This window comes from Kolteria novifilia, assembly GCA_007748055.1.
Classification (GTDB): domain Bacteria; phylum Planctomycetota; class Planctomycetia; order Kolteriales; family Kolteriaceae; genus Kolteria; species Kolteria novifilia.
Genome location: CP036279.1, coordinates 2,880,120 through 2,899,980 on the forward strand (window position 1 = coordinate 2,880,120; position 19,861 = coordinate 2,899,980).

12 protein-coding genes are annotated in these 19,861 nt (G+C 62.0%); 6 read left to right on the forward strand and 6 right to left on the reverse strand.

Annotation, left to right across the window (positions count from 1 at the left end; all coding sequences use genetic code 11):
* Window positions 1-179: 179 nt before the first annotated feature.
* The 3 genes from Pan216_RS10750 to Pan216_RS10760 form a co-directional block, all read right to left on the reverse strand.
* Window positions 180-593 carry an HNH endonuclease gene (locus Pan216_RS10750; protein ID WP_145257995.1) on the reverse strand — a complete coding sequence of 138 codons (414 nt, stop codon included), beginning with the start codon at window positions 591-593 and terminating at the stop codon, window positions 180-182.
* On the reverse strand, window positions 593-856 hold the full coding sequence (locus tag Pan216_RS10755; RefSeq protein ID WP_145257996.1) for a hypothetical protein: 264 nt from the start codon (window positions 854-856) through the stop codon (window positions 593-595). Before Pan216_RS10755 ends, Pan216_RS10750 begins: the two co-directional genes overlap by 1 nt.
* A 759-nt stretch (window positions 857-1,615) precedes the next feature.
* A complete protein-coding gene (locus tag Pan216_RS10760; RefSeq protein ID WP_145257997.1) occupies window positions 1,616-2,158 on the reverse strand; it encodes a hypothetical protein in 543 nt (180 codons plus the stop codon).
* A 650-nt stretch (window positions 2,159-2,808) separates the two neighbouring features.
* On the opposite strand from Pan216_RS10760, the gene Pan216_RS10765 reads away from it, so the two are divergent.
* From Pan216_RS10765 to Pan216_RS10790, 6 genes are all read left to right on the forward strand, one after another.
* Window positions 2,809-3,294, forward strand: coding sequence for a division/cell wall cluster transcriptional repressor MraZ (locus Pan216_RS10765; protein ID WP_145257998.1), 486 nt, complete (start codon window positions 2,809-2,811; stop codon window positions 3,292-3,294).
* Window positions 3,295-3,914: 620 nt separating this feature from the next.
* On the forward strand, window positions 3,915-6,377 hold the full coding sequence (locus Pan216_RS10770) for a RecQ family ATP-dependent DNA helicase (RefSeq protein ID WP_145257999.1): 2,463 nt from the start codon (window positions 3,915-3,917) through the stop codon (window positions 6,375-6,377).
* Between the two features lie 293 nt (window positions 6,378-6,670).
* Window positions 6,671-7,156, forward strand: coding sequence for a hypothetical protein (locus Pan216_RS10775; protein WP_145258000.1), 486 nt, complete (start codon window positions 6,671-6,673; stop codon window positions 7,154-7,156).
* On the forward strand, window positions 7,153-7,962 hold the full coding sequence (locus Pan216_RS10780; RefSeq protein ID WP_145258001.1) for a response regulator transcription factor: 810 nt from the start codon (window positions 7,153-7,155) through the stop codon (window positions 7,960-7,962). Before Pan216_RS10775 ends, Pan216_RS10780 begins: the two co-directional genes overlap by 4 nt.
* Before the next feature lie 784 nt (window positions 7,963-8,746).
* Complete coding sequence (locus tag Pan216_RS10785) at window positions 8,747-10,588, forward strand: S1 family peptidase (RefSeq protein ID WP_145258002.1); 1,842 nt, start codon at window positions 8,747-8,749, stop codon at window positions 10,586-10,588.
* A 399-nt stretch (window positions 10,589-10,987) separates the two neighbouring features.
* Window positions 10,988-13,192: an FG-GAP-like repeat-containing protein gene (locus Pan216_RS10790; RefSeq protein ID WP_419193508.1), complete on the forward strand. Its 2,205-nt coding sequence runs from the start codon at window positions 10,988-10,990 to the stop codon at window positions 13,190-13,192.
* 71 nt (window positions 13,193-13,263) lie between these two features.
* Here Pan216_RS10790 and Pan216_RS10795 read toward each other — a convergent pair whose 3' ends face one another.
* The 3 genes from Pan216_RS10795 to Pan216_RS10805 all read right to left on the reverse strand — a co-directional run bounded on the left by Pan216_RS10795 (window position 13,264) and on the right by Pan216_RS10805 (window position 19,577).
* Window positions 13,264-13,746, reverse strand: a complete 483-nt coding sequence (locus tag Pan216_RS10795; protein ID WP_419193509.1) for a TspO/MBR family protein — start codon at window positions 13,744-13,746, stop codon at window positions 13,264-13,266.
* On the reverse strand, window positions 13,736-14,653 hold the full coding sequence (locus Pan216_RS10800; RefSeq protein ID WP_145258005.1) for a DUF1223 domain-containing protein: 918 nt from the start codon (window positions 14,651-14,653) through the stop codon (window positions 13,736-13,738). The genes Pan216_RS10795 and Pan216_RS10800 overlap by 11 nt, the downstream gene beginning before the upstream one ends.
* Before the next feature lie 199 nt (window positions 14,654-14,852).
* Window positions 14,853-19,577 (reverse strand): NosD domain-containing protein, encoded by a 4,725-nt coding sequence (locus Pan216_RS10805; protein ID WP_145258006.1) that lies wholly within the window; start codon window positions 19,575-19,577, stop codon window positions 14,853-14,855.
* Window positions 19,578-19,861: the final 284 nt, after the last annotated feature.

Below are 19,861 nucleotides of genomic sequence, written 5' to 3' on the forward strand. Positions count from 1 at the left end.
CCGCCATTCTGGGTAGCCCCGGTTGCTGTGCTACCGGGGCGGCGCAGCCGCAAGAAGTCGCTGGCGGAGGTTGCGCTCCGGGATTGGATGGTTGCCGGCGAAGGAGAGGCTTGCCCGCGACTTCCGACCGACTTCGTCGGCCCCTAGCCCTTGCGGTGCGATAGGTTTCATCGGAAAACTCAGTCAACAACGGGCGGGAAGGTGCCTTCTTCGATCAAAAGTTCGCGAAGGAGGACGATGTCGGGATGATTCATGGCGAGCAACGAAACCGTCGCTCTTCCGACGTCCGTCTTCCCGTTGATCATCGGTCCTATCCATTCGAAGTGGTGTTTCCATCGAGCCCGACGGGGATGATATAACTCCGTCAACCTGCCGCTGAGTGGATCGATGCTCGCGATGTTGGGGCCCTTGCGAGAATTGCAGCGGAAACAGCTCAACGCGAGATTCCCCAGGGTCGTGTCTCCTCCGTGCTGCCGAGCGACGATGTGATCGATGGGGAATGTGAAGAACGAATCGTGCTCCTGGTGAATGAGGCAATATTCGCACCGATTGCCCTCGCGGGTTCTGACTTGAGATCGAAGCGCCTGATTCATCAGGCTTCAGAAGACTGGCTGAGAAGCCGTCGAGCCTTGGCTTGAAGGATGGCGACGACATTGCCGGCGGAGACGAGGGAATCGTACTCGGCCCGTTCGTCGTCCGTCAGCGTTCCCGCCGTCGACTTCATGGCGAACTCACGCATTCGTTCCTGAACTGACTCGGGGGCTCGAACCGCCAAGAGCTCTCGGGCTGCCTCGACAGTCAGGCAGCGACCGACGGGTTCGAGGATTTCGCTGAGGAGTTCCGTGTGCCTGATCATGACTGGATTATATCAGAGGGTCGCCCTTGTTGGGTAGCCCCGGTTGCTGTGCTACCGGGGCGGCGCAGCCGCAAGAAGTCGCTGGCGGAGGTTGCGCTCCGGGATTGGATGGTTGCCGGCGAAGGAGAGGTTTGCCCGCGACTTCCGACCGACTTCGTCGGCCCCGGTTGAATCAACCGGGGGTAGCCTTGCGGGGGATGTGCCCGTCTTGGATGGCCTTGGTTGAATCAACCGGGGGTAGCCTTGCGGGGGAGCAACGCGTTCTTGGGTCGCTGTGCTACCGCCATTCTGGGTAGCCCCGGTTGCTGTGCTACCGGGGCGGCGCAGCCGCAAGAAGTCGCTGGCGGAGGTTGCGCTCCGGGATTGGATGGTTGCCGGCGAAGGAGAGGTTTGCCCGCGACTTCCGACCGACTTCGTCGGCCCCGGTTGAATCAACCGGGGGTAGCCTTGCGGAGGATGAGCCCGTCTTGGATGGCCCCGGTTGAATCAACCGGGGGTAGCCTTGCGGGGGATGTGCCCGTCTTGGATGGCCTTGGTTGAATCAACCGGGGGTAGCCTTGCGGAGGATGAGCCCGTCTTGGATGGCCCCGGTTGAATCAACCGGGGGTAGCCTTGCGGAGGGTGAGCCCGTCTTGGATGGCCTTGGTTGAATCAACCGGGGGTAGCCCTGCGGAGGATGTGCCCGTCTTGGATGGCCCTGGTTGAATCAACCGGGGGGTAGCTTTGCGGTGTCAATGAAATGAATGGGCAAACGGCGGGTTATGGACCCATGAGGGCGATGTTGTCGAGATGGTAGCGGTTGTCGCCGAGACCGTGTTCGACGACGGTGCCTTCGACGTGGACGAGATCCCCTTCACGGAACATCCCCAGCCGTGGGTCGTTGGCCAGGAGCAGGGCGCCGTCGTACTCGTCGTCGTCGTGCTTCTCGGCGAAGCGGACGTACCAGCCCGGACGGCGGCCTTCCTGGTGGGTCAGGCGGCCGTTGATCCATCGATAGTCGGGATCGTGAGCGAAGGTCGCTTCTCTCCCGCGGGGAACCGCCATGGGGCGGCTCCCCGCACGAGCGTTCGTCGATTTCCGGGAGATCGACTCACCGGGAATCATTTTCTCGTCGGAAGCGAAGTCGAGCGTGCTCTTGGAGTCGCTATCGGAGGCGTGAAGGGCGGGCGTTTCCTTGCCGTGTGTCAGATGATTCATGACGAAGGGGTCGCGATCGAATGTCGATTGAGTCGAGCCGCAGCCCATCAAGCCGGCAAAGAAGCCGGTGACGGCGACGCTCGAGATAAAGCGACCGGGTCTCATAGGAGGCTCGCCATGTCTGGAGTCGGAGAGTCGCGACGGCTCGAGGGAGATGCGAATCCCGCTCGGGTCCGACTCGATCCTAGGGACACACCACGCTGGTGACGTTCACCCACCAACTTGATCGGCCGCGTGGGACGTCCTCCCACAATTCCTTCCCCCAAAAACGCGACCCGTGCCGAATGGGAAGCGTCGAGATCGTCACATTCCTCGCAGCCGGATCGGGGATTTCCAGCTTGGAAGAGGCCCTGCGTCATTGGAGGCCGCGGGAGCTCCCGGGCTGTGGGCGGGTATCCCACCGATTTGGCAATCGGCCCAACTCTTTCGGAGCAAGCGTGTTAGGAGAAGGGTGTCTCTTCATGGGCCGGGAGTGGGCGGCGTCAGGAGGGTCAGAATCGGAAAAATTTGAATTTTCGTGAAAGGCCGCACCCCACGATCTTGTGGTGGTTCTCTGGGCGACACCCCAAATCATGGGGTTGGAGGCCTGGAGAGCGAGAGCGGGCAAAAAGGTGTTTGCAGGGGTCCGGAGCATCTGCTAGATTCTGCCTCGGTGGGAGAACAGCCCCACCAAGCTCCACGGAAGCGAGATTTGTGGGAGGGACGCCCATTTGGTCGTCGAGCTCAACTTGGGCTCATCATGAGCCGGAACGGGAATGACGCTAGCACCCCAGCTCATCACGGGTGAATTTCGACGCGTCTATGACGACCGTTATCGCATTGCATTGCCAATGGAGAGCATTGAGACGCTCACGCAGCCGTCCGCGGATTGCGTACTCGCGAAGGAACGTGAAGGTTGCCTCAGTCTGTGGAACGCACAACTCTGGCAAGAGCGCATCGAGGGGGGAGTCGAGCTTCTGCGAAAGAAGCTCGAACTGAATCTATTGCAGTTCGACATGGCCAAGGTTCAACGCTTCACGCGTCTACTCTCGACGCGGAGCCGTCCCGTCAAACTTGGCCAGCGGGGACGCTTGCTTGTCCCGGAGGGGTTTCGCGAGTTTCTCGCCGTCGAACCGAACAACGAAGTGATCATCGTTGGCGCCGGTTTTTGTCTGGAGATCTGGAATCCAGAGATCTGGGTGCAGTACCTGCGCGATGACATCGGTCAGTTCAACGACCTGTTCAAGGAGTTGATCAGTTGAGTCACGTTTCGTTCGGAGATCGGAGTTCTCTGAAAGGGAAACGTGCGTGCAGTCCCAGCGCGTGCTTCGGCCACGGGGCCTCTTCTTCTTTGGAACACCACGACGACGCATAGCAAGACGCTAGCCCTCGCGCGACCGGGGGTACGGGCAGGATGCCCACTGTCAAAGAATGCTGTGGGCTCCGTGGTACGAAGCATCTGAGACCGCGTGGGGACGCGAGCGAATCATTGCCATTGGGCACGAGGCCGCCTTTCCAAGGAGAGGTGTTGGGCACGGAAGCCCCATTTTCATCACCGATGGCAATGACACACTCCCGCCCGCGAGGATGCGAGCGGGATGAACGGCAAGGGCCCGATTCAGCGCCGTTGCCACCGTTTGAGCGTCGAAAACACCTCCCAACCACTCTGAATCGGTCAGCATTGGTCGATTTTCGGTAGGAAACACTCCATTTTGTGGACGGATTCCGCCTTCTTGGAGCCACTTCCGATCGATCTTCCTCCTGGATGAATCCCCCATTTTCGCCTAAACCTAATTCATGAGGCCGAGCGCCACGGTGCCGCGTCGGCGATCGGGTCGGAGGCGGTGCCTCGGTCACGCAAGGGAAGTCGGATGGATCAGGGATGGTGAGTGCTCCGAGCGGCCCCATCGACGAATTGTTGCCCCGCTTCGGCTTGAGCACCTTCAGGCCGGGACAGCGCGAGGTGATCGAGACCGTGCTCGGTGGTCGCGACGTCCTCTGCGTGATGCCCACCGGCGGCGGCAAGAGCCTCTGTTACCAACTCCCCGCGTTGCTTCAGTCCCCCGCGCTCGTCGTCAGCCCGCTGATCGCGCTGATGAAGGACCAAGAGGACCAGCTCGCTCGGCTGGGCATTCAAGCGACCTCCCTCCATAGTGGACTCGACCCCGCGGAACGGCAGCAGCGACTCAGCGGGATTCGCGAAGGGGCCTTCGACCTCATCTATGTCGCGCCCGAGCGACTGCGTAGCGAACGCTTCCGCGAGATGCTCGGTGGGCTCGATATCTCCCTCCTGGCGATTGACGAAGCACACTGCATCAGTGAATGGGGGCACGACTTCCGCCCCGACTACGCTCGTCTGGGTTACGTTCGCCGTCAGCTCGGTGATCCGACGACGATCGCGCTGACCGCGACCGCCACCGACGCGGTGCGCCGGGACATCGCGACCCAACTCGACTTGCACGACCCCGCGGTCTTCATTCGCGGGTTTGATCGCCCCAACCTCCACTACGGCGTCACCGCCGCCGCGACCAAGGCCCAGAAGTTGACCCGCCTGCGCGCCGTGGTTCATGAGACTCCCGGATCGATCATCGTCTACGCCTCCAGCCGCAAGAGCTGCGAGGAGGTCGCGGCGCATTTGCGCGAACGCTGCGGTCGCAAGGTCGGGGTTTATCATGCCGGACTCATGGCCAACGATCGGCGGCAAGCTCAAGACCACTTCATGAGTGGGCGAAGCGACATCATCGTCGCGACCAACGCGTTCGGCATGGGGATCGATAAGCCTGACATCCGCGCGGTCTTGCATCACAACATCCCTGGGACGCTCGAGGCCTACTACCAGGAGGCGGGTCGCGCGGGGCGCGATGGTCAGCCGGCTCGTTGCGAGCTACTCTTCTCGATGGCCGATCGCATGATCCAAGAGTTTTTCATCGAGAATGAGTATCCCGAGCGGCGTGTGATTTACGACGTGCTCGACGTCCTACGCTCCCAAGGGCAGGAATTGGTCGAGTGGACCCGTTCCCAGATTTGCGAGCGACTTAACGGTGGTGTGGCGGAGATGGCGGTCGGGACCGCGCTTCGTCTCCTCGAGTCCGCCGGCGTCGTCGAACGGTTGAGGCCTCGGGAGAACCTGGCGACCATCACCATTCACGAGTCGGGGCCGGACCTGACCGACTTGCTGCCGGCCAACGCGAAGACCCAGCGGGCGGTGCTGCGTTTTCTGCAAGGACTCGTCGGCGATCGTCGCGGCCAGGAGTGCTACTTCCGTCCGGAACAAGCGGCCGCGGCGCTCGAGATCGATCGCTCGTCGATGGTCGCGGCGATCGGCGAACTTCGCTCGCGGCTGGACATCGACTACGTTCCGCCCTTTCGCGGCAGTGCCACGCGGGTGCTCGATCTAACGACCCCCGCCGAGTCGCTGCCGATCGATTTCGAGGAGTTGGAGCGGCGGCGGCAGCGTGAGTATGAGAAGCTGGATGAAGTGATCGCGTACGCGACCAGTCGCGATTGCCGTCGTCAACATATCCTCGGCTACTTCGGCGAGCGTAGCGATGCCTGTGGTCACTGCGATCAATGCGACATGGTGGGCGGTTCGCGTCGTACTTCGGGCAGCGCTTTCGAGGGTGATGCCGGGATCGCGATGGACGATCGCTCGCGCGCGGTGCTGGTGGCGGTCTTGGAAGGGGCAGCCGAACTTCGGGGACGGTTCGGAAAAGGACGTCTCGCGGAGACTCTGACCGGGTCGAAATCGAAGCAAATCGAGAAGGCCGGGCTCAGTCGTAAGCAATGCTTTGGGAAGCTGCTCGAATTTCAGCAGCGTGATGTCATCACGATGGTCGAAGCGCTCCTGCAAGCGGGAGCCCTCGAGCAGAGTGGCGATCGCTTGCGGCCGACGGTGAAGCTCAATGCCCAGGGGGCGGCGATGCTGCGGGACGCGGGTCTCCTGCCGAGCCGACTGCCGCTGCCGCGCGAGCTTTGGGCGAAAATGGCCCAGTGCATCAGTGTGCCCTTGTCGGCTGGGATGGGGGAGGGCACTAATACGTCGGCATCACGAGAGGAGTCGGCGGCGGAGGTGTCCGCGAAGTCCTCCACCTCTCCGGCGACCCCGACCGAGGAGAGCGGGAGGGTTCCTGACGAGCACTGGACGTGTCGCTTGCTCGAGGCGGGGTTCTCGATCAGCGAGTGTGCCCTGATTCGGCGGATGACGGCCGACCGTGTGCTCGCGGATGCACTGCGAGCGGCGCGACGTGGAGTCGGTGTCCCTTGGGAGCCCTTCGAGGATTACCCGTTCGAGAGCGATCTAATGGCCCAAGTGGAGGAGTTGCGTCGCTGCCTAGCAGTCCGTTGATTTAGGCGGGCCAAGGCGAGAACGCGCCATGTTGGCCAGGATTGAAGATAAGAAACGCTGGTGAGTCCGTCGATTCGTCGCGTTTCCCAGACGCGGAGATTGGTCAAAAGGGCCGTTCGTAGTCGGCGGCGAATAGATCAACGGGCCGCCTAGGTTGAGTCGGGCGCGATTCTCCGCGCGAAAGCGATTGTGCGGAGACGATAGTGGTGAGTTTGGTGAATGTAGAACCTTGGGTGTACTGACGTTCTTGTAGTTCAGGCGAATAATACTCAAGGGGGAGCTGGAGATGCTCGATGAGTCTGGGTGAGTTCGAGGCCGAGGTCGCACGACGGGCGATCCGTTGTTTTGTGGAGTTGGCCTACCCCGATGGGAACGTGCCCAAGAACCGGGCGCAGTTCGTCGACGACCTCGATTCGGCGACGTTGGAGCAAATCCTCGCCAAGACCGGCGTCGAGAAGCTTCCCCAGGAGTCATCGGGGGCGACCGGCGGGAATGCGCTGCGGATCGGCAACGCTTGGTACCCCCACATGAAGATGTGGATTCGTCCCTATTCCGAAGCCCCGGGTTTCGTACTAGGTGTGGACACGCACGATGATCTAGGTATTAAGCCTGATCATCCCGAGTGGGACCAGGTCCAGCAACTGAAGGCGAGGAATCTCGAATTGGCTCGACGTATCGAGTCGCGATGGGCGGAGGAAGGACTTCCGACCCAGGAAGGCCTACTACGGCGCTATCTCTCGGATGCCCAACCGGGCAGCTCTGAGGGGGACAGGACGTGACACTCCAGGAGCAGCAACGAATCCTCGTGATCGAGGATGAGCCGGCGATTCGCGAGCTGGTGTGCAAGCTTCTCGACATCCACGGCTTCGTCACGCACGGCGAAGGGGATGGCGAAACGGGGCTCAACGCCGCGCGCGAGTGGAGGCCCGATGCCCTGATCCTCGATCTGATGCTCCCGTTTGTCGATGGATTCGAGGTTTGCCGCCAGTTGCGCGCCGAGCCACCACAAGAGGCCGTCGGCATCCTTATCTTGTCGGCGCGGAGCGACCACGAGAGCCGAGTTCGCGCGTTCGAGCTCGGAGCGGACCGCTATTTGACCAAACCCTTCCATCCCAACGAGGTGTTGCGCGAACTGCTGTCGCTACGCGAGTCCCCGGATGGCTCCGAGGTGGGCCTGCGCCGGCGGCGTCGTATCGACGTCGTCGACGGACCCAACTATCGCGGGCAAGTCGACGAGTTGGTCGCCGATCTCTTTCACACCACTCCCATGGCTCCCGCGGAGATCGCCGAGACGTGCGCGGTGCTCCTCGACGTCGGTCGGGAACTCCTCGACCATCATGCCGAGGACGTCGCTCCGGGAAGTGTCCATCTCACGTGCGAGATTTTCGACGACCGGCTCCGTCATGTCGTAAACTACGACGGGGAGCCGAATCGGAGCAACGGCGGTTGGAAGGCCGTTCGTGATGCGTTCTCCCACGAATCGGTCGTTGGCGAGCCGAGCGTCGAACAGAAGCTGGGCGGATCCTTCGTGGAGACGCTGCATCCCCACGAACTCGTGCTGACCCGTCCCTTCCGCTCGGCCTAGTGCGCTGGTCCAATTGACTTTAGCGGGCCACTTGCTGCTTGTCCGCCGGCGCCCGTTCTGGGCCAACGCACGCTTCAAGTTTGAACCGGGCACTGTTCTCGCCGTTCACATCTTCAGCTCCAAAGAGCATCCCGAGCGTCGACCCACGCTCTCCGCGCGGGGAGGCTCGCGTTATCTCTCCCCCCAGTCCGCACGGCCGTTTCGCAAATCAGTTCCGCATGGAGTTCCCTGGGGCGTCATCATTTCCATGGAACTGGTTGTCCTGACTACCTCTGACGATGCACAGGGCCGCTTGGGACTCTCGATTGGATGGAGAGAGTCTTCCGATTCGTGTGGCTGCAAAGAATTGGAGGGTATGGTGGTGGTGGAATAAGAAGTGATGAAGATCGGCGCAAGACGAGTGGGTTATTTGTCTAATGGCTGCATCTTTTGAGATGCCTCCTAGGATGCGAGGTGAGACTATTAAGGAAGTTTAGCACTGCATTCTTCGAACATTATCAATTCGTGACCTATCATTTTCTAAAGTCAGATTTAACGGAGTCGCGGCGAATCCCGTTTCGCTCAATCCGTCATTCTCGGTCGTGGTGAGAAACCGTTTGATTCAGCTTTGATGAAATCAACCCCCTCCTGGAAGTGGGCGGCAGGGTAGCCGTCTGCGCTTAGGAATTACCTGCCTACCGTTCTCGGCAGGATGTGATGCCGACGTGCGGAAGCCGTTGAAGAGGTCGCCATCGACCTCTTTCCGCTACCCGTGCGCGCTCACCGTCACCAAAGGTTTCGCAACATGGAATGGTGGTCGTCCACACGTTCGATCTTCTCTCCCTCCAACACGCGCCCGTCGCGATCATCCGTTCATTTCGAGATGCTCGAGGAGCGGCGGCTCCTCACCGTGGGAAACGTTGTCGAGATTCCTGATGGAGCACCCGGTCAAGTCACCGCCAGCATCATCAACGCCGATGTCGCGGACTCGTTTGATGCCGTCGGCATCGTCGGCAACGCCCTTCGCGGATTTGCCACGGGCACCCTCATCGACCCGTATCACGTGCTCACGGCCGCTCACCCCACCGATCGCATGAACGACGACTCCGGTCGCTTTACCTTGGCTGGTGAGACTTACTCCACGACCAACGTTTTTCTGCATCCCGAGTGGAACGAGAGCGAGTTCGGTACCGACAGCGCCAACGACTTGGCAATCCTACGGCTCGATCGTCCTGTGCTAAACGTCACCCCTAGCCCGATCTTTCGGGGAACTCCCGTATTGGGACAGTCGCTGATCCTCGTCGGCTATGGGGCGACCGGTGACGGAACTGGGTTCCACGACGGGTCGTTCGGGATCAAGCGAGCGGGCTCGACCGACCTCGATTCGGTGACCTCGACCTTGATCGGCTGGGATTTCGACGATTCGTCGGAGTCTAACACCGCTCCTGGCGATTCCGGCGGTCCCGGCTTCTTGGAGGTCGGTGGGCAGTTCTACGTTGCGGGCGTCACCTCCGGGGGAACCAATTCGACCGCGGGACTGGGCGACTTTTCCTTCGACACGCGCGTCGACGTCTACGCCAGTTGGATCGACTCGATCCTCGCTTGGACGCCGGAATCGGTCGATCCGGAACCGGTCCCGGCCCCCGAGCCTGACGCTCCTTCGTCGACGACATTGCAAGGCGGCATGGTGATCGCCGTCGTTCGCGGCGATCAGTGGTATCTCGACGCCGATGGCGATGGAGCTTGGAGTACCAGCGACGTCGCGCTTCCGTTCGGTACCGGGGCGGAAGCTCCCGTCGCCGCCGACTGGAATGGTGACGGACAAGACGAGTTGACTTATTTCGACAATGGTCGGTGGTTCAGCGACTCCAACCCCAATGGGGCTCCCGACGCGTTCGATCGCGATGTGCAATTCGGACTTGCCGGCGATTCGCCGGTCGCCGCCGACTGGGCGGGCCTGGGCCTCGACGCGGTCGCGATCTTCCGTGACGGGAATTGGGCGATCGACCTCAACGGCAACGGTGAGTGGGACGCCGCTGATCGAAGTGTCGCGTTCGGCGTCGCGGGCGATCAACCGCTCGCCGGTGACTTCGACGGGGACGGCGTCGACAGCATGGTTGTCTTCCGCAACGGATCCTGGTCGATCGACTCCAACGCCAACGGGGTTTGGGACGACCAGGACGAAACCGTCTACTTCGGCACCGTCGGCGATCGAGCATTGGCCGGCGACTGGAACGGTGACGGGAGGGATGAGTTCGCCCTCTATCGCGACGGCACCTGGATCTTCGACATGAACGGCAATCGGATCTGGGATGAGAGCGATCGTGCCGTCGACTTCGGCTCCGAGCGTGACGTTCCGATTGTCGGACGATTCGACCAGGCCCGCCAGGCCTCCGTCCTTGATGCTTCCTCCCGAAGCGCCGAGTCCTACTGGGCGATGCCGACGTCTTCCACGGCTGCCACGGGGACATCCTACCTTGTCTCGATCGCGACGACCTCCGCGGACACGGACTCGCGAGATGTCGTCGACTCCGACAGTGACTCCACGACGATGGAGTCAACGCGCCGCCGCTCGGCCGGTGCTTCCCTCTCCGAGACCGAGGCGGTCGACCTTGCCCTCTCGGACCTCGACTTTCTCTTCGTCTAACGTCGCAGCGGGAATCGGGAGAGAGCCGGTATCCGGTGGACGCTCATTCGATGGAGTGTCCGCCGGACCTTCTTCACCACGGATCCCCAGGGAGGTCGCATTTCCGCGCCTCCAACTCGCCCCGTCGCAGTCCGTTTGCAACGGTCTCATGCTCGGATGTTCGTCGTCACTTCTCCGCGTCCTGCTATACAATCGCGAATGGCCTGGTAGTCTGGGGGCAATATGGAGAGCGTTCGGACTCTACCGACCACTTCGTTCTTGGGCAACGGACAGTCATCGGCGACGATCAAGGACATGGCTGCAATGAGATTTCATCGGGCACGCGGCGCGAAAAGGCGCGTCTCCTCCAAAGGGACGACGAACCGGTCACTGAGATTCGAGGGGCTCGAGGATCGGACGGTGTTGACAGGCGGGATCGACTTCTTCGTCGAAGTTCCCGTCGCCGTCGGCCCGACTCCCCAGGATGTCGCCATCGCGGACTTCAACAACGACGACTTGCCCGACATGGCGGTGACCAATAGCGGTAACCAGTCGGTCTCGATCCTGCTCGGCGATGGCGAAGGGGGCTTCACCCTCATCGGCAATACCCTCGTCGGCATCGGTCCCAACGGGATTCGCAGCGCCGACTTCGATGGGGATAATATCAACGACCTCGTGGTCGCCAACACGATTGGTGGCAGCGTGACGGTGCTCCGCGGACTCGGCAACGGCACCTTCTCGACCTTCGTCGACATCATCGTCTCCGGCGGCCCCGAGAAGATTGACATCGCCGATCTCGACCGCAACGGCAGTCTCGACATCTTGACCACCAACACGACCGGCGGCACGATCTCCGCGATCCTCAACAATGGCTCGGGCTTCTTCGGGACGCCGATCAACACCTTCGCCGGTGTGGGGCCGGGCAACACGGCGCTGGCGGACTTTAACCGCGACGGGATCCTCGACGCCGTCACCGCCAATGCCGGTTCGAACACCGTCTCGTTCCTACAAGGCGTCGGCAACGGCACGTTCAACACGCCGTTCGAGTACAACGCGGGCATCGCTCCGACCGACCTCGTCGCCGGGCTGTTCGTCGGGGACGCGAACCTCGATCTCGCGGTGGCCGACACGGGTGGGGGCTCGGTGACACTTCTCGCCGGCGACGGTACCGGGGTGTTCACTCAAGTTCAGCAGATCGCGGTGGGGACGATCGCCAACTCGCAGCCGGCGGCGATCGTTTCGGGCGACCTCAACAACGCCGGGCCGGCCGACCTCGCCGTGACGTTGACCGGAGAAAACCGGGTCGCGATCCTCGTGGGGGACGGCTTGGGCAACTTTGCTCCGGGGCCCTCCTACGACGTGGGGGGCGGGCCGACGGGACTCGCGGTGGCCGACCTGACCAACACCCGCAACCTCGACCTGATCGCGGTCAACACGAGAACGAGCACCGTCTCGGTCCTGGACAATCGGGCGCCGATCGCCGAACTGACGAGCGCTCCCGCGGTGACCTCCGCCGTCGCGACGACGCAGTTCAGTGTGACCTACAGTGGCGAAAACGCGATCAACGTCGCCACGCTCAGCAGCACCAATATTCAGGTCACGGGCCCGAACGGGTTTTCGCAGTTGGCCACCTTCGTCTCGGTCTCGCCCGGTGGCAACGGGTCGCCACGGACCGCGACCTACCAGATCAGCGCTCCGGGGGGAACGTTTGACTCGTCCGACAATGGCGACTACGCGATCACGCTCTTGCCGCTTCAGGTCGGCGATGTCGGCGGACTGTGCGTCAGTCCCGGGTTCCTCGGCTCGCTGCAAGTCGCGGTCGAGGATTCCGGCGACGTGTTGGTCGACGGGATCGGCGTTCGGCGTGGAGCGACCTTCATCTTCAACACCAGCAGCGTGAGTGCATTCATTCCGCAGAACTTCTTCCAAATCGACTTCGGCCTCTCCGATGACATTGGCTTGACAGGCGACTGGGACGGCAACGGAACGACAAACGTCGGCGTCTACCGGCCGTCGACCGCGGAGTGGTATCTCAACCTGAGCGAGATTTCGAGCTTTGACGCGGGGAACTACATCGCCTTTGGCTACGGCATCGTCGGTGACACGCCGGTGGTCGGGGACTGGAACGGCGATGGCGTCGACACCGTCGGGATCTTCCGTCCCTCGACGGCGGCGTGGTCGCTGGACGTCACCGGTGACCGGGTCTTCGGGCCGGGCGACGTCGAGTTGACGTTCGGTGCCGAGGGGGACACGCCGGTGGTCGCGAACTGGACCTCCTCGGTGACGACCTCGCTCGGGCTTCGCCGCAACGCCGAGTGGATTCGCAATGCCACGTCGGTGACAGCGTTCGACCCATTCGCGAACCTACCGATCTTCACGTTCGGGGTGACCACCGACACGCCGGTGGTCGGTGACTGGAACCGGGACGGACTCGACGAGGTCGGGATCTTTCGGGACGGCAACTTCGCCCTCAATCTCAATGGCGATCTCTCGTCCTTCAGCGACCTGACGTTCGGCCTACCCGGGGATCAACCGATCGTCGGGCTCTGGGCGACCGAATCGAGTGAAGGCCCCTCGCCGCCCTCGCCACCATCCCCGCCGCCGCCCAACGTGCCGGGAGGGTAGTCGTCGTGCCACCGAACCGAGAGGAACGTGGTCGCCGCCCATGGCCGTTCTCCCGTCGGGTGCGGGAGGGACTACCCGTTGAGTCGCCAAATCACGATATTCAGCGCGGCCGCGTAGCTGACCCATAGGAGATAGGGGACGAGCAGGGCTCCCGATGGGATCGACACACGGAGAAACGTTCCGATCGTCGCGGCGATCAGTCCCCAAAGAACCATGATGTCGACCGCGGCGAGTCCCGGAGAGCGGAGTCCGAAGAAGAGCACCGACCACAACGTGTTCAGCACAAGCTGTGACCCAAAGAGAAGGAGCGGCAGTCGCCCAAGTCGCGTCGGCTCCAAACGCCACACATTCCAGGCGGCAACCGCCATCATCCCGTAGAGCAATGTCCAGACCGGCCCGAAGACCCAATTAGGTGGTGTCCACGACGGCTTGACCAGACCGGCGTACCAAGGGGTTAGCCCTGGATAGGTCGCCATCGCCCCGATGCCCGCGGCGCCGTAGCAGATGACAAGTGCGACGATCAAGCCGACGGCTTGCTTGAGGCTACTCGGCACGCTGGGCTCCTTGTTCCGTGGGATGGCGACCATCCTCCACGCGAGCGTCTAGTGTCACGTCGCTGGCACCGAGCACGCGAAGGGTCTTGCCGTCTTGAACGAACCCGATCACCCGAGCACGCCGAGGGTCGAGGTCCTCGGGAATGGGCAGCCGAACGCGCGCCTTCCCGTGGTTGTCGAGCCTCAGCGTCCTCATGGCTCGCACGACATTGGCGTGAACGAGATGCCGGCCGGCGTTCTCGCCTCGATCGACTTCGTTGGCCAGACCGCTCTCGACCAATGCGAGACTGAGGAGGGCTCCGTGGGACGCTCCGGCGACGGTGTAGTCGACGTCGATCCGATCGGTGGGGCCAGGCTCGGACAGGCGAAGTCGAACGGTCACTTCCTCGGGAATCTCTAGCGCCAACCCGACCGCCTCATCGACAAGTTGGCGGCGTGACCCGACGATCTCCGCGATCCCGTTGATGATCATCTGCGGCGTGTAGACCCGTCCCGTTTCGAGACGCTGGTTTTCGTGTCGCTGGCGATCGGTGAAGGCGCGCCGGCTGAAGGGATCCTCCCAACCGAGGTAATTCCAGTAGTCGACATGGAATTCCAAAGCATAGATGGGCAGATCATCGTTGTGGCGCAACGTGGCGAGTTCGCTCAACAGGGCGTCGGCTGGAGGGCAGCTGCTGCATCCTTCCGAGGTGTAGAGTTCGACGAGCGCCAAACCTCGTGGTTGAGAGGCGGCGATCTTGGGCCAACGCTTGGCGAGCTGCCGTGTCGCGATCGCCTTGGATCGCTGTGAGGAGCGCGACTCGTCCGCGGTGCTCGAATCCTTCACCGTCCAAAGAGTAAGACCGGCCACCAGCAAGCAAACCATCACGGCACGTCGACTCGCGAGTCTGTCCCACCATGTTCGCATCGTGTCCCCTCTCTCGCGCCGAGAGTCTGTTTCGGGAAAAGACCACTCTTAAGGATAGCGACTGGGTGCTCTTCGGGGAATCGGGCTCGACGCGACGCGAAAGGGGGAATTGGAAGACGCCGCAAGTAACGAAGCGGTCCCGCGCACCCGAAGGGGCGGGACCGTCGATATCGCTAGGGATCGCGAGTTGTCGCGTCTCCTAGAAGAGCGTCGGCTCCTCGTCACCATCTTCCATGATCGAGTCGATCAGGTCCTCGGAGGAAGCGACGGAGGAGAGAAAGGAGGCTTCGTTGACCACGGTCGTTTCCGAGAACCAGAAGCCGGCCAACGGAAGATCTCCATCCGTGCCCAGCGGGAAGTCCGTGCTGCTGACGGTATCGCCATTGACGTTGAGTGAGAAAACGCTCGGACGGAAGATCCCGATCTCCGACACGAAGTCCCCATTCCAGTCGCCCATGAAGAACGAGTCGGTGCCCACTCCGTAGACGAAGGGTGTCCGGAAGTTGGCGGGGTCGAAGGCGCTCACCGAGGAGGACTGATTCAGGAACCAGGTGGCGCCGCGGACGACGCCGATCTGGGCGAACTGTTCGGCTCCGACGGCGGTGACGACGGGAGTGTCGCCCGGATTGCCGTAGACGAGGTTGAGATCGGCTGGGCCGAAGGCGAAGTCGCCGTCCATGTCAAACGACCAGGTCGCGGTGCTCGAGCGATGGATGCCGATGTCGCTTCGTCCATTGCCATCCCAGTCGCCGACGATCGCTTGATCGCCTTCGATGCCGAAGAGTCCCATGGTGAACTGGGACGGATCGAAGTCATTGATTTCGCTGGTGTTGAGAAACCAGTGCAGAATCCCGTCGACGATGCGGGCGACGCCGACGTTGATGGTGCCGTTGCCGTCCCAGTCGCCGACGAACTGCTGGTCGCTTCCGAAGCCGAACTGGACCTCGAGTAGGCTGTCGGAGGAGTAACTCGACAGTCGGCTGGTGTTGAAGAGGAACGAGTTGCCGCGGGTGACGGCGATCCCTTGGGAGAAGTCGACCTCCCTCGGCTGACCGACGACGGTGAGGGTGACGTCGTTGCCGTCGCCGCCGTCGTAGGAGACTTCGAACTCGAGGCCTTCCACGACGATCGAAGCCCCTTCGGCCAGACCGACGAATGTGCCGACGATCGGGTCGGTCCCGTCGTTGGTGAGGACTTCGAACTCATCGCCGACGACGCCCGTGTAGGCGGGATCAACAATGACCACGAGGTTGGCGCCGGCGATCTCGACGGTCCCTTCAACGCCAAGTTGGGTGAACGCGCCGGCTTCGGTTCCCTCGATCTCGACGATAAAGTCATCGCTGATGATCGTTGGCTCGGGTTCGGGGGCGGGCTCCGGTTCCGGCTCGGAGACGGGTGGCACCGTGGGAGTGGGCGGAGGAGGCGACGCCGCGATGTCCTCGATGTAGAGCCGTGCCGGTCCGAAATCGGTCACCGTGACGTTGTCGAGGAAGAAGCCTGCGCCAGCCGTCTCCGAAACCGCGTCACCCGATTGGCGGAAGAGGAGCCGATCGACACCACGTGGGCCAACCCATACCGGTTGTTCGAGGCCGGACTGGTCGACGTAGTAGTCTTCCCAGGTCGTCCCAGTGTGAACCAGTTCGCCATTCACGTAGAGATTGACGATGTCGTTCGCTGGACCACCATCGATGAAGATGATCTCGAACGCGATCTCGTGCCACTCGTCGTAGGGGAGGTCGAGATCGAGCGTGGTCCCTCGGAAACCGTCCGCGGTCGTGTAGTCGAAGAAGGTGATGTCGTATCCGTTTGCGCCATCGTCGTCGATCGAGACGAAGCTCATCCGAGAGTGATCGGGGTTGCTTGGGCTTACGGTCGTTCTCAGGCCTGGTTGGGCCGCTCCGGTGGCCGACGTGATGTCGAACTGGGCATAGAAGCGGTTGGAAGTCGTTGGCACCGTCCCGTCTTGATTCAGGCTACCTTGCGACTCGCCCGCGACGATTCCCGAGGATGGCGTTTGGAGTTGGTCGCCAAAAGAGCCAATCGTAAAGGCGTTGGAGAGCCGGATGACGTTGTTGCCGTCCACGTCGACAATCTCTTGATCGATATTCGGATTGGTGACGCTCCAACCTCCCTGGCCGTCGACGCTTCCTAGGGAGAAGGCTTGAAAGTCCGACGAGGTCCCGCCGAAGAGTTCGTCGAGGTCGATCGGGGCCGTCAGGAAGTTTGAGGTATCGACGTCGCCGGTGACAAGGGCGGCGATCGCCGTCTCGCTGGTGGTGCCCCACCAATTGCCTTGAGCGTCGACGGTCGTGCCGGTGAGGTTGACGATCGCGACCGAGCCGAAATCGACCAAGTTATTGTTGGTGATCGTCGCGGTGCCGTCGTTGACGAAGACTCCACGCGTCACGTCGTGGAAGTGATTCTGCGTCGCGACGAGCGAGCTTCCCTCGTCGATGGAGACCCCATCACCGCTGTCGAAGATGGTGGTGAACCGCAAGTCGGCGCTGCTGGCCCCGACCAACTGGAAGCCGATGTCGAAGTCTTCGATCTGGTCGTCGCGGCTAGTGACGGCTCCTTCCTGCGAGACGAAGACCGCCGTGTTGCCATCGGTGAAGAGGTTGCTTTGAAGATCAGCGCTACCACCCTCTCGAATAAGGATGCCGGTGCCGACCTCCTCGAAGGTGTTGAAATAGACCTGGATGGGATCCTGGCCCGCGAATGCATCGCCGGTGTCGTCCCCGTAGCGGGAATTGTCGAGCCAATTGAAGCCGACGTTGGCCCCGACAACGGTATTGTTGGCATAGACGACCGACGTCGTCGGAGAGCTATGGGAGGTGATCTGGAATGCCCACTGTTGGTTGTCCTCGGGATCGTTGCCCGGAGCGAGATTGAGGAACTGGTTGTTGGTCACGAGGATGTTGGACTGGTGCGCGTGCCCATTTTCCCAAATCCCGATGATCCGTTGCGGGTCGCCAATCGTGGGGGCCTCGAGCACGTTGATCGTGTTGGAGTCGATGATCAACCCGTCGTAGTTGGCGCCACCGTGGGTGCTACCTTGAAGGCCGACATCGGATCCCCCCACACCGTCGCCGTGAATGTCGATGGTGTTGCCCTGGACGAGGATGTTGCCGTGGGCCAGGTGGATCGCGATGTTCTGGTTGACGTCGTCGGTGGTGTCGGAGGCGAGGACGAAGTGGTTGTCGAGGATCTTGAAATCTTCGAACGTCGATTCTTGGTATCCCATGTAGATACCCATGTCGAATTCGACGATTTCGAGGTTCGAGATCTCCCAGCCGTCGAACCCGCCGCCGGTCACCACGAGAAACGACTCGAGGTTCTCCGTCGTGAGGTCGCCGGGTCCGAGGATCGTGGCGGCGCCGAGCGACGCGGCGGTGACTGTGACGTCGTCTTGGTCGGCGGCGGCGAGGATCGTAAAGCCGTCGCCATCGCCGAAGTACGCGCCGTCGTCGATACCGTCGACGCCGTTGGCCCAAGACTCCGCGGCCAGCGGATTCGTCCAGTCGAACGTGCCGACCAGTTCGATCGTTTGCCCACTGGTCGCGGTCGCGATGGCGTTGGCCAAGCGGCGATAGTCGTTGTCGGCGAGGCTGTTGTTCGAGCCGCCAACGACTTGAATGACGGCGGAACGCTGAAAACCGGGCGTTCCGGGATCGGCGTCGATTCCGTCGGTGAGCCAGGGCGAGAAGTCGACCGCGCCCGCGTCGCTCTTGGTGACGATGGTGGCGCCCAGTCCGCCGGGGTTGCGCGTCGCGGTATCGTCGACCTGCGTGTCGTCGACTTCAGCGGCGGCGACGGTGTAGGTCGCGGTCGTCGGGCCGGCGATGCTCCCCCACCAGTTGCCGGTGAGGTCGATGTCGGCGGCGACGAATTGATGGACCGCGTCACCGACGTTGCCGGAAAGGTCGTTCTGGTTGACGTGGACGTTGGTCGGACCGGCATTGAGTTGACGGAACTCGCCGAAGCGTAGACCGTGCTCGTTGCCGCTGATGATCGAGTTCGTGATCACGACATTGTCGAGGGACGCTGGATTGGCGGCATAGGAGCCGTCGTCGCGGGCCTTGATGGTGAAGCCAACGCCGTAGGTGGAGTCGATACCGTTGTTGGTGACGGTCAACTGGTCGAAGCGAAGGTTCTCGTAGGACTCCTCGCCCTTGAGGTTGATGTCGATCCCGGCGGTGAAGTCGTAGGTGGCGAGGTTCGTGCCGGTGACCGTCACGCGCGTGAAAGTGGCGTTGGAGAGCTTCTCCGCATAGATGCCCTTGTGGCTGTTGTTCTCGAAGACCGTGTCTTCGACGAGGACGTTGGTGACGTTCGATCCGCCAGGTCCCGAGCCGACATCCTTGGCGATGTAGAAACCGAAGTTGAGCTCGTTGAAGCTCGAGTTGCGAACCGTGAGCTGATCGACGTCGATCGTCGTGCCGATGTGAAGTCCGACGTCGCTGTTGCTCGAGTCGCCGTCACCCTCGACATGAACATCGTCGAGGGTTAGGTCAGTGACGTTGGCATCGAGCTTGATCGCCCGCTGGTCACTCGCTTGAACGGTCAGTCCATCGAGTGTCACGCCGCTGGCGGTGATCGAGACGACCGTTCCGGTGGGGGCGTTGATGATCGTGTTGGCCGCGTCGCCGCTGCTTTCGAGAGTAATCCCGTCCTCGACGATCGAGATGTTCTCGGTGTAGGTTCCCTCGGCGATCTGAATCGTGTCGTCGGCGTCGCCATTGATGAGAGCCGCGTCGAGTGCCGCTTGGATGGTCGTGTGGTCGGCACCGGAGGCGCCGACGGTCACGATCGCCGGAACGATGCGATCCTCGATCGGTTCGAAGAGTCGCGCGTCCTTGGAGGCAGTCGGTCGCTGGCGGAGTAGGTCACCGACGAACCGGCGAAGAGGAGGGGCTAGGAACATGAGTCTTGATCACTCCACACAAAGAAAGAGGGCGAATCAATCGCTGGACGAGACTTTCCCCGGCCGCCGATCGCTGCTCTACCGGGGGGGAGCACGCAGGACGAGTACACACTCCATGAGGACTCTACCTGTGCCACGTGAATGTCAACGACAGCCTTTTTCTCGGAATTCCCCGGAAGAAGCGACTCCGAGTCGAACGCTGTCGCTGATGTCACGTTTTTTGTTGATCCGGGGAATCCAGGTGGCGGGTCGCTTCGCGTCGAGCCGTCGCCGAAGAAGCACCA

Excerpts from the sequence above, each read along its gene's own strand:
- Pan216_RS10765 (WP_145257998.1), top strand. The coding sequence starts at position 2,809 with ATGACGCTAGCACCCCAGCTCATCACGGGTGAATTTCGACGCGTCTAT.
- Pan216_RS10760 (WP_145257997.1), bottom strand. The coding sequence starts at position 2,158 with ATGAGACCCGGTCGCTTTATCTCGAGCGTCGCCGTCACCGGCTTCTTT.
- Pan216_RS10755 (WP_145257996.1), bottom strand. The coding sequence starts at position 856 with ATGATCAGGCACACGGAACTCCTCAGCGAAATCCTCGAACCCGTCGGT.
- Pan216_RS10800 (WP_145258005.1), bottom strand. The coding sequence starts at position 14,653 with ATGCGAACATGGTGGGACAGACTCGCGAGTCGACGTGCCGTGATGGTT.
- Pan216_RS10770 (WP_145257999.1), top strand. The coding sequence starts at position 3,915 with ATGGTGAGTGCTCCGAGCGGCCCCATCGACGAATTGTTGCCCCGCTTC.
- Pan216_RS10750 (WP_145257995.1), bottom strand. The coding sequence starts at position 593 with ATGAATCAGGCGCTTCGATCTCAAGTCAGAACCCGCGAGGGCAATCGG.
- Pan216_RS10805 (WP_145258006.1), bottom strand. The coding sequence starts at position 19,577 with ATGTTCCTAGCCCCTCCTCTTCGCCGGTTCGTCGGTGACCTACTCCGC.
- Pan216_RS10785 (WP_145258002.1), top strand. The coding sequence starts at position 8,747 with ATGGAATGGTGGTCGTCCACACGTTCGATCTTCTCTCCCTCCAACACG.
- Pan216_RS10775 (WP_145258000.1), top strand. The coding sequence starts at position 6,671 with ATGAGTCTGGGTGAGTTCGAGGCCGAGGTCGCACGACGGGCGATCCGT.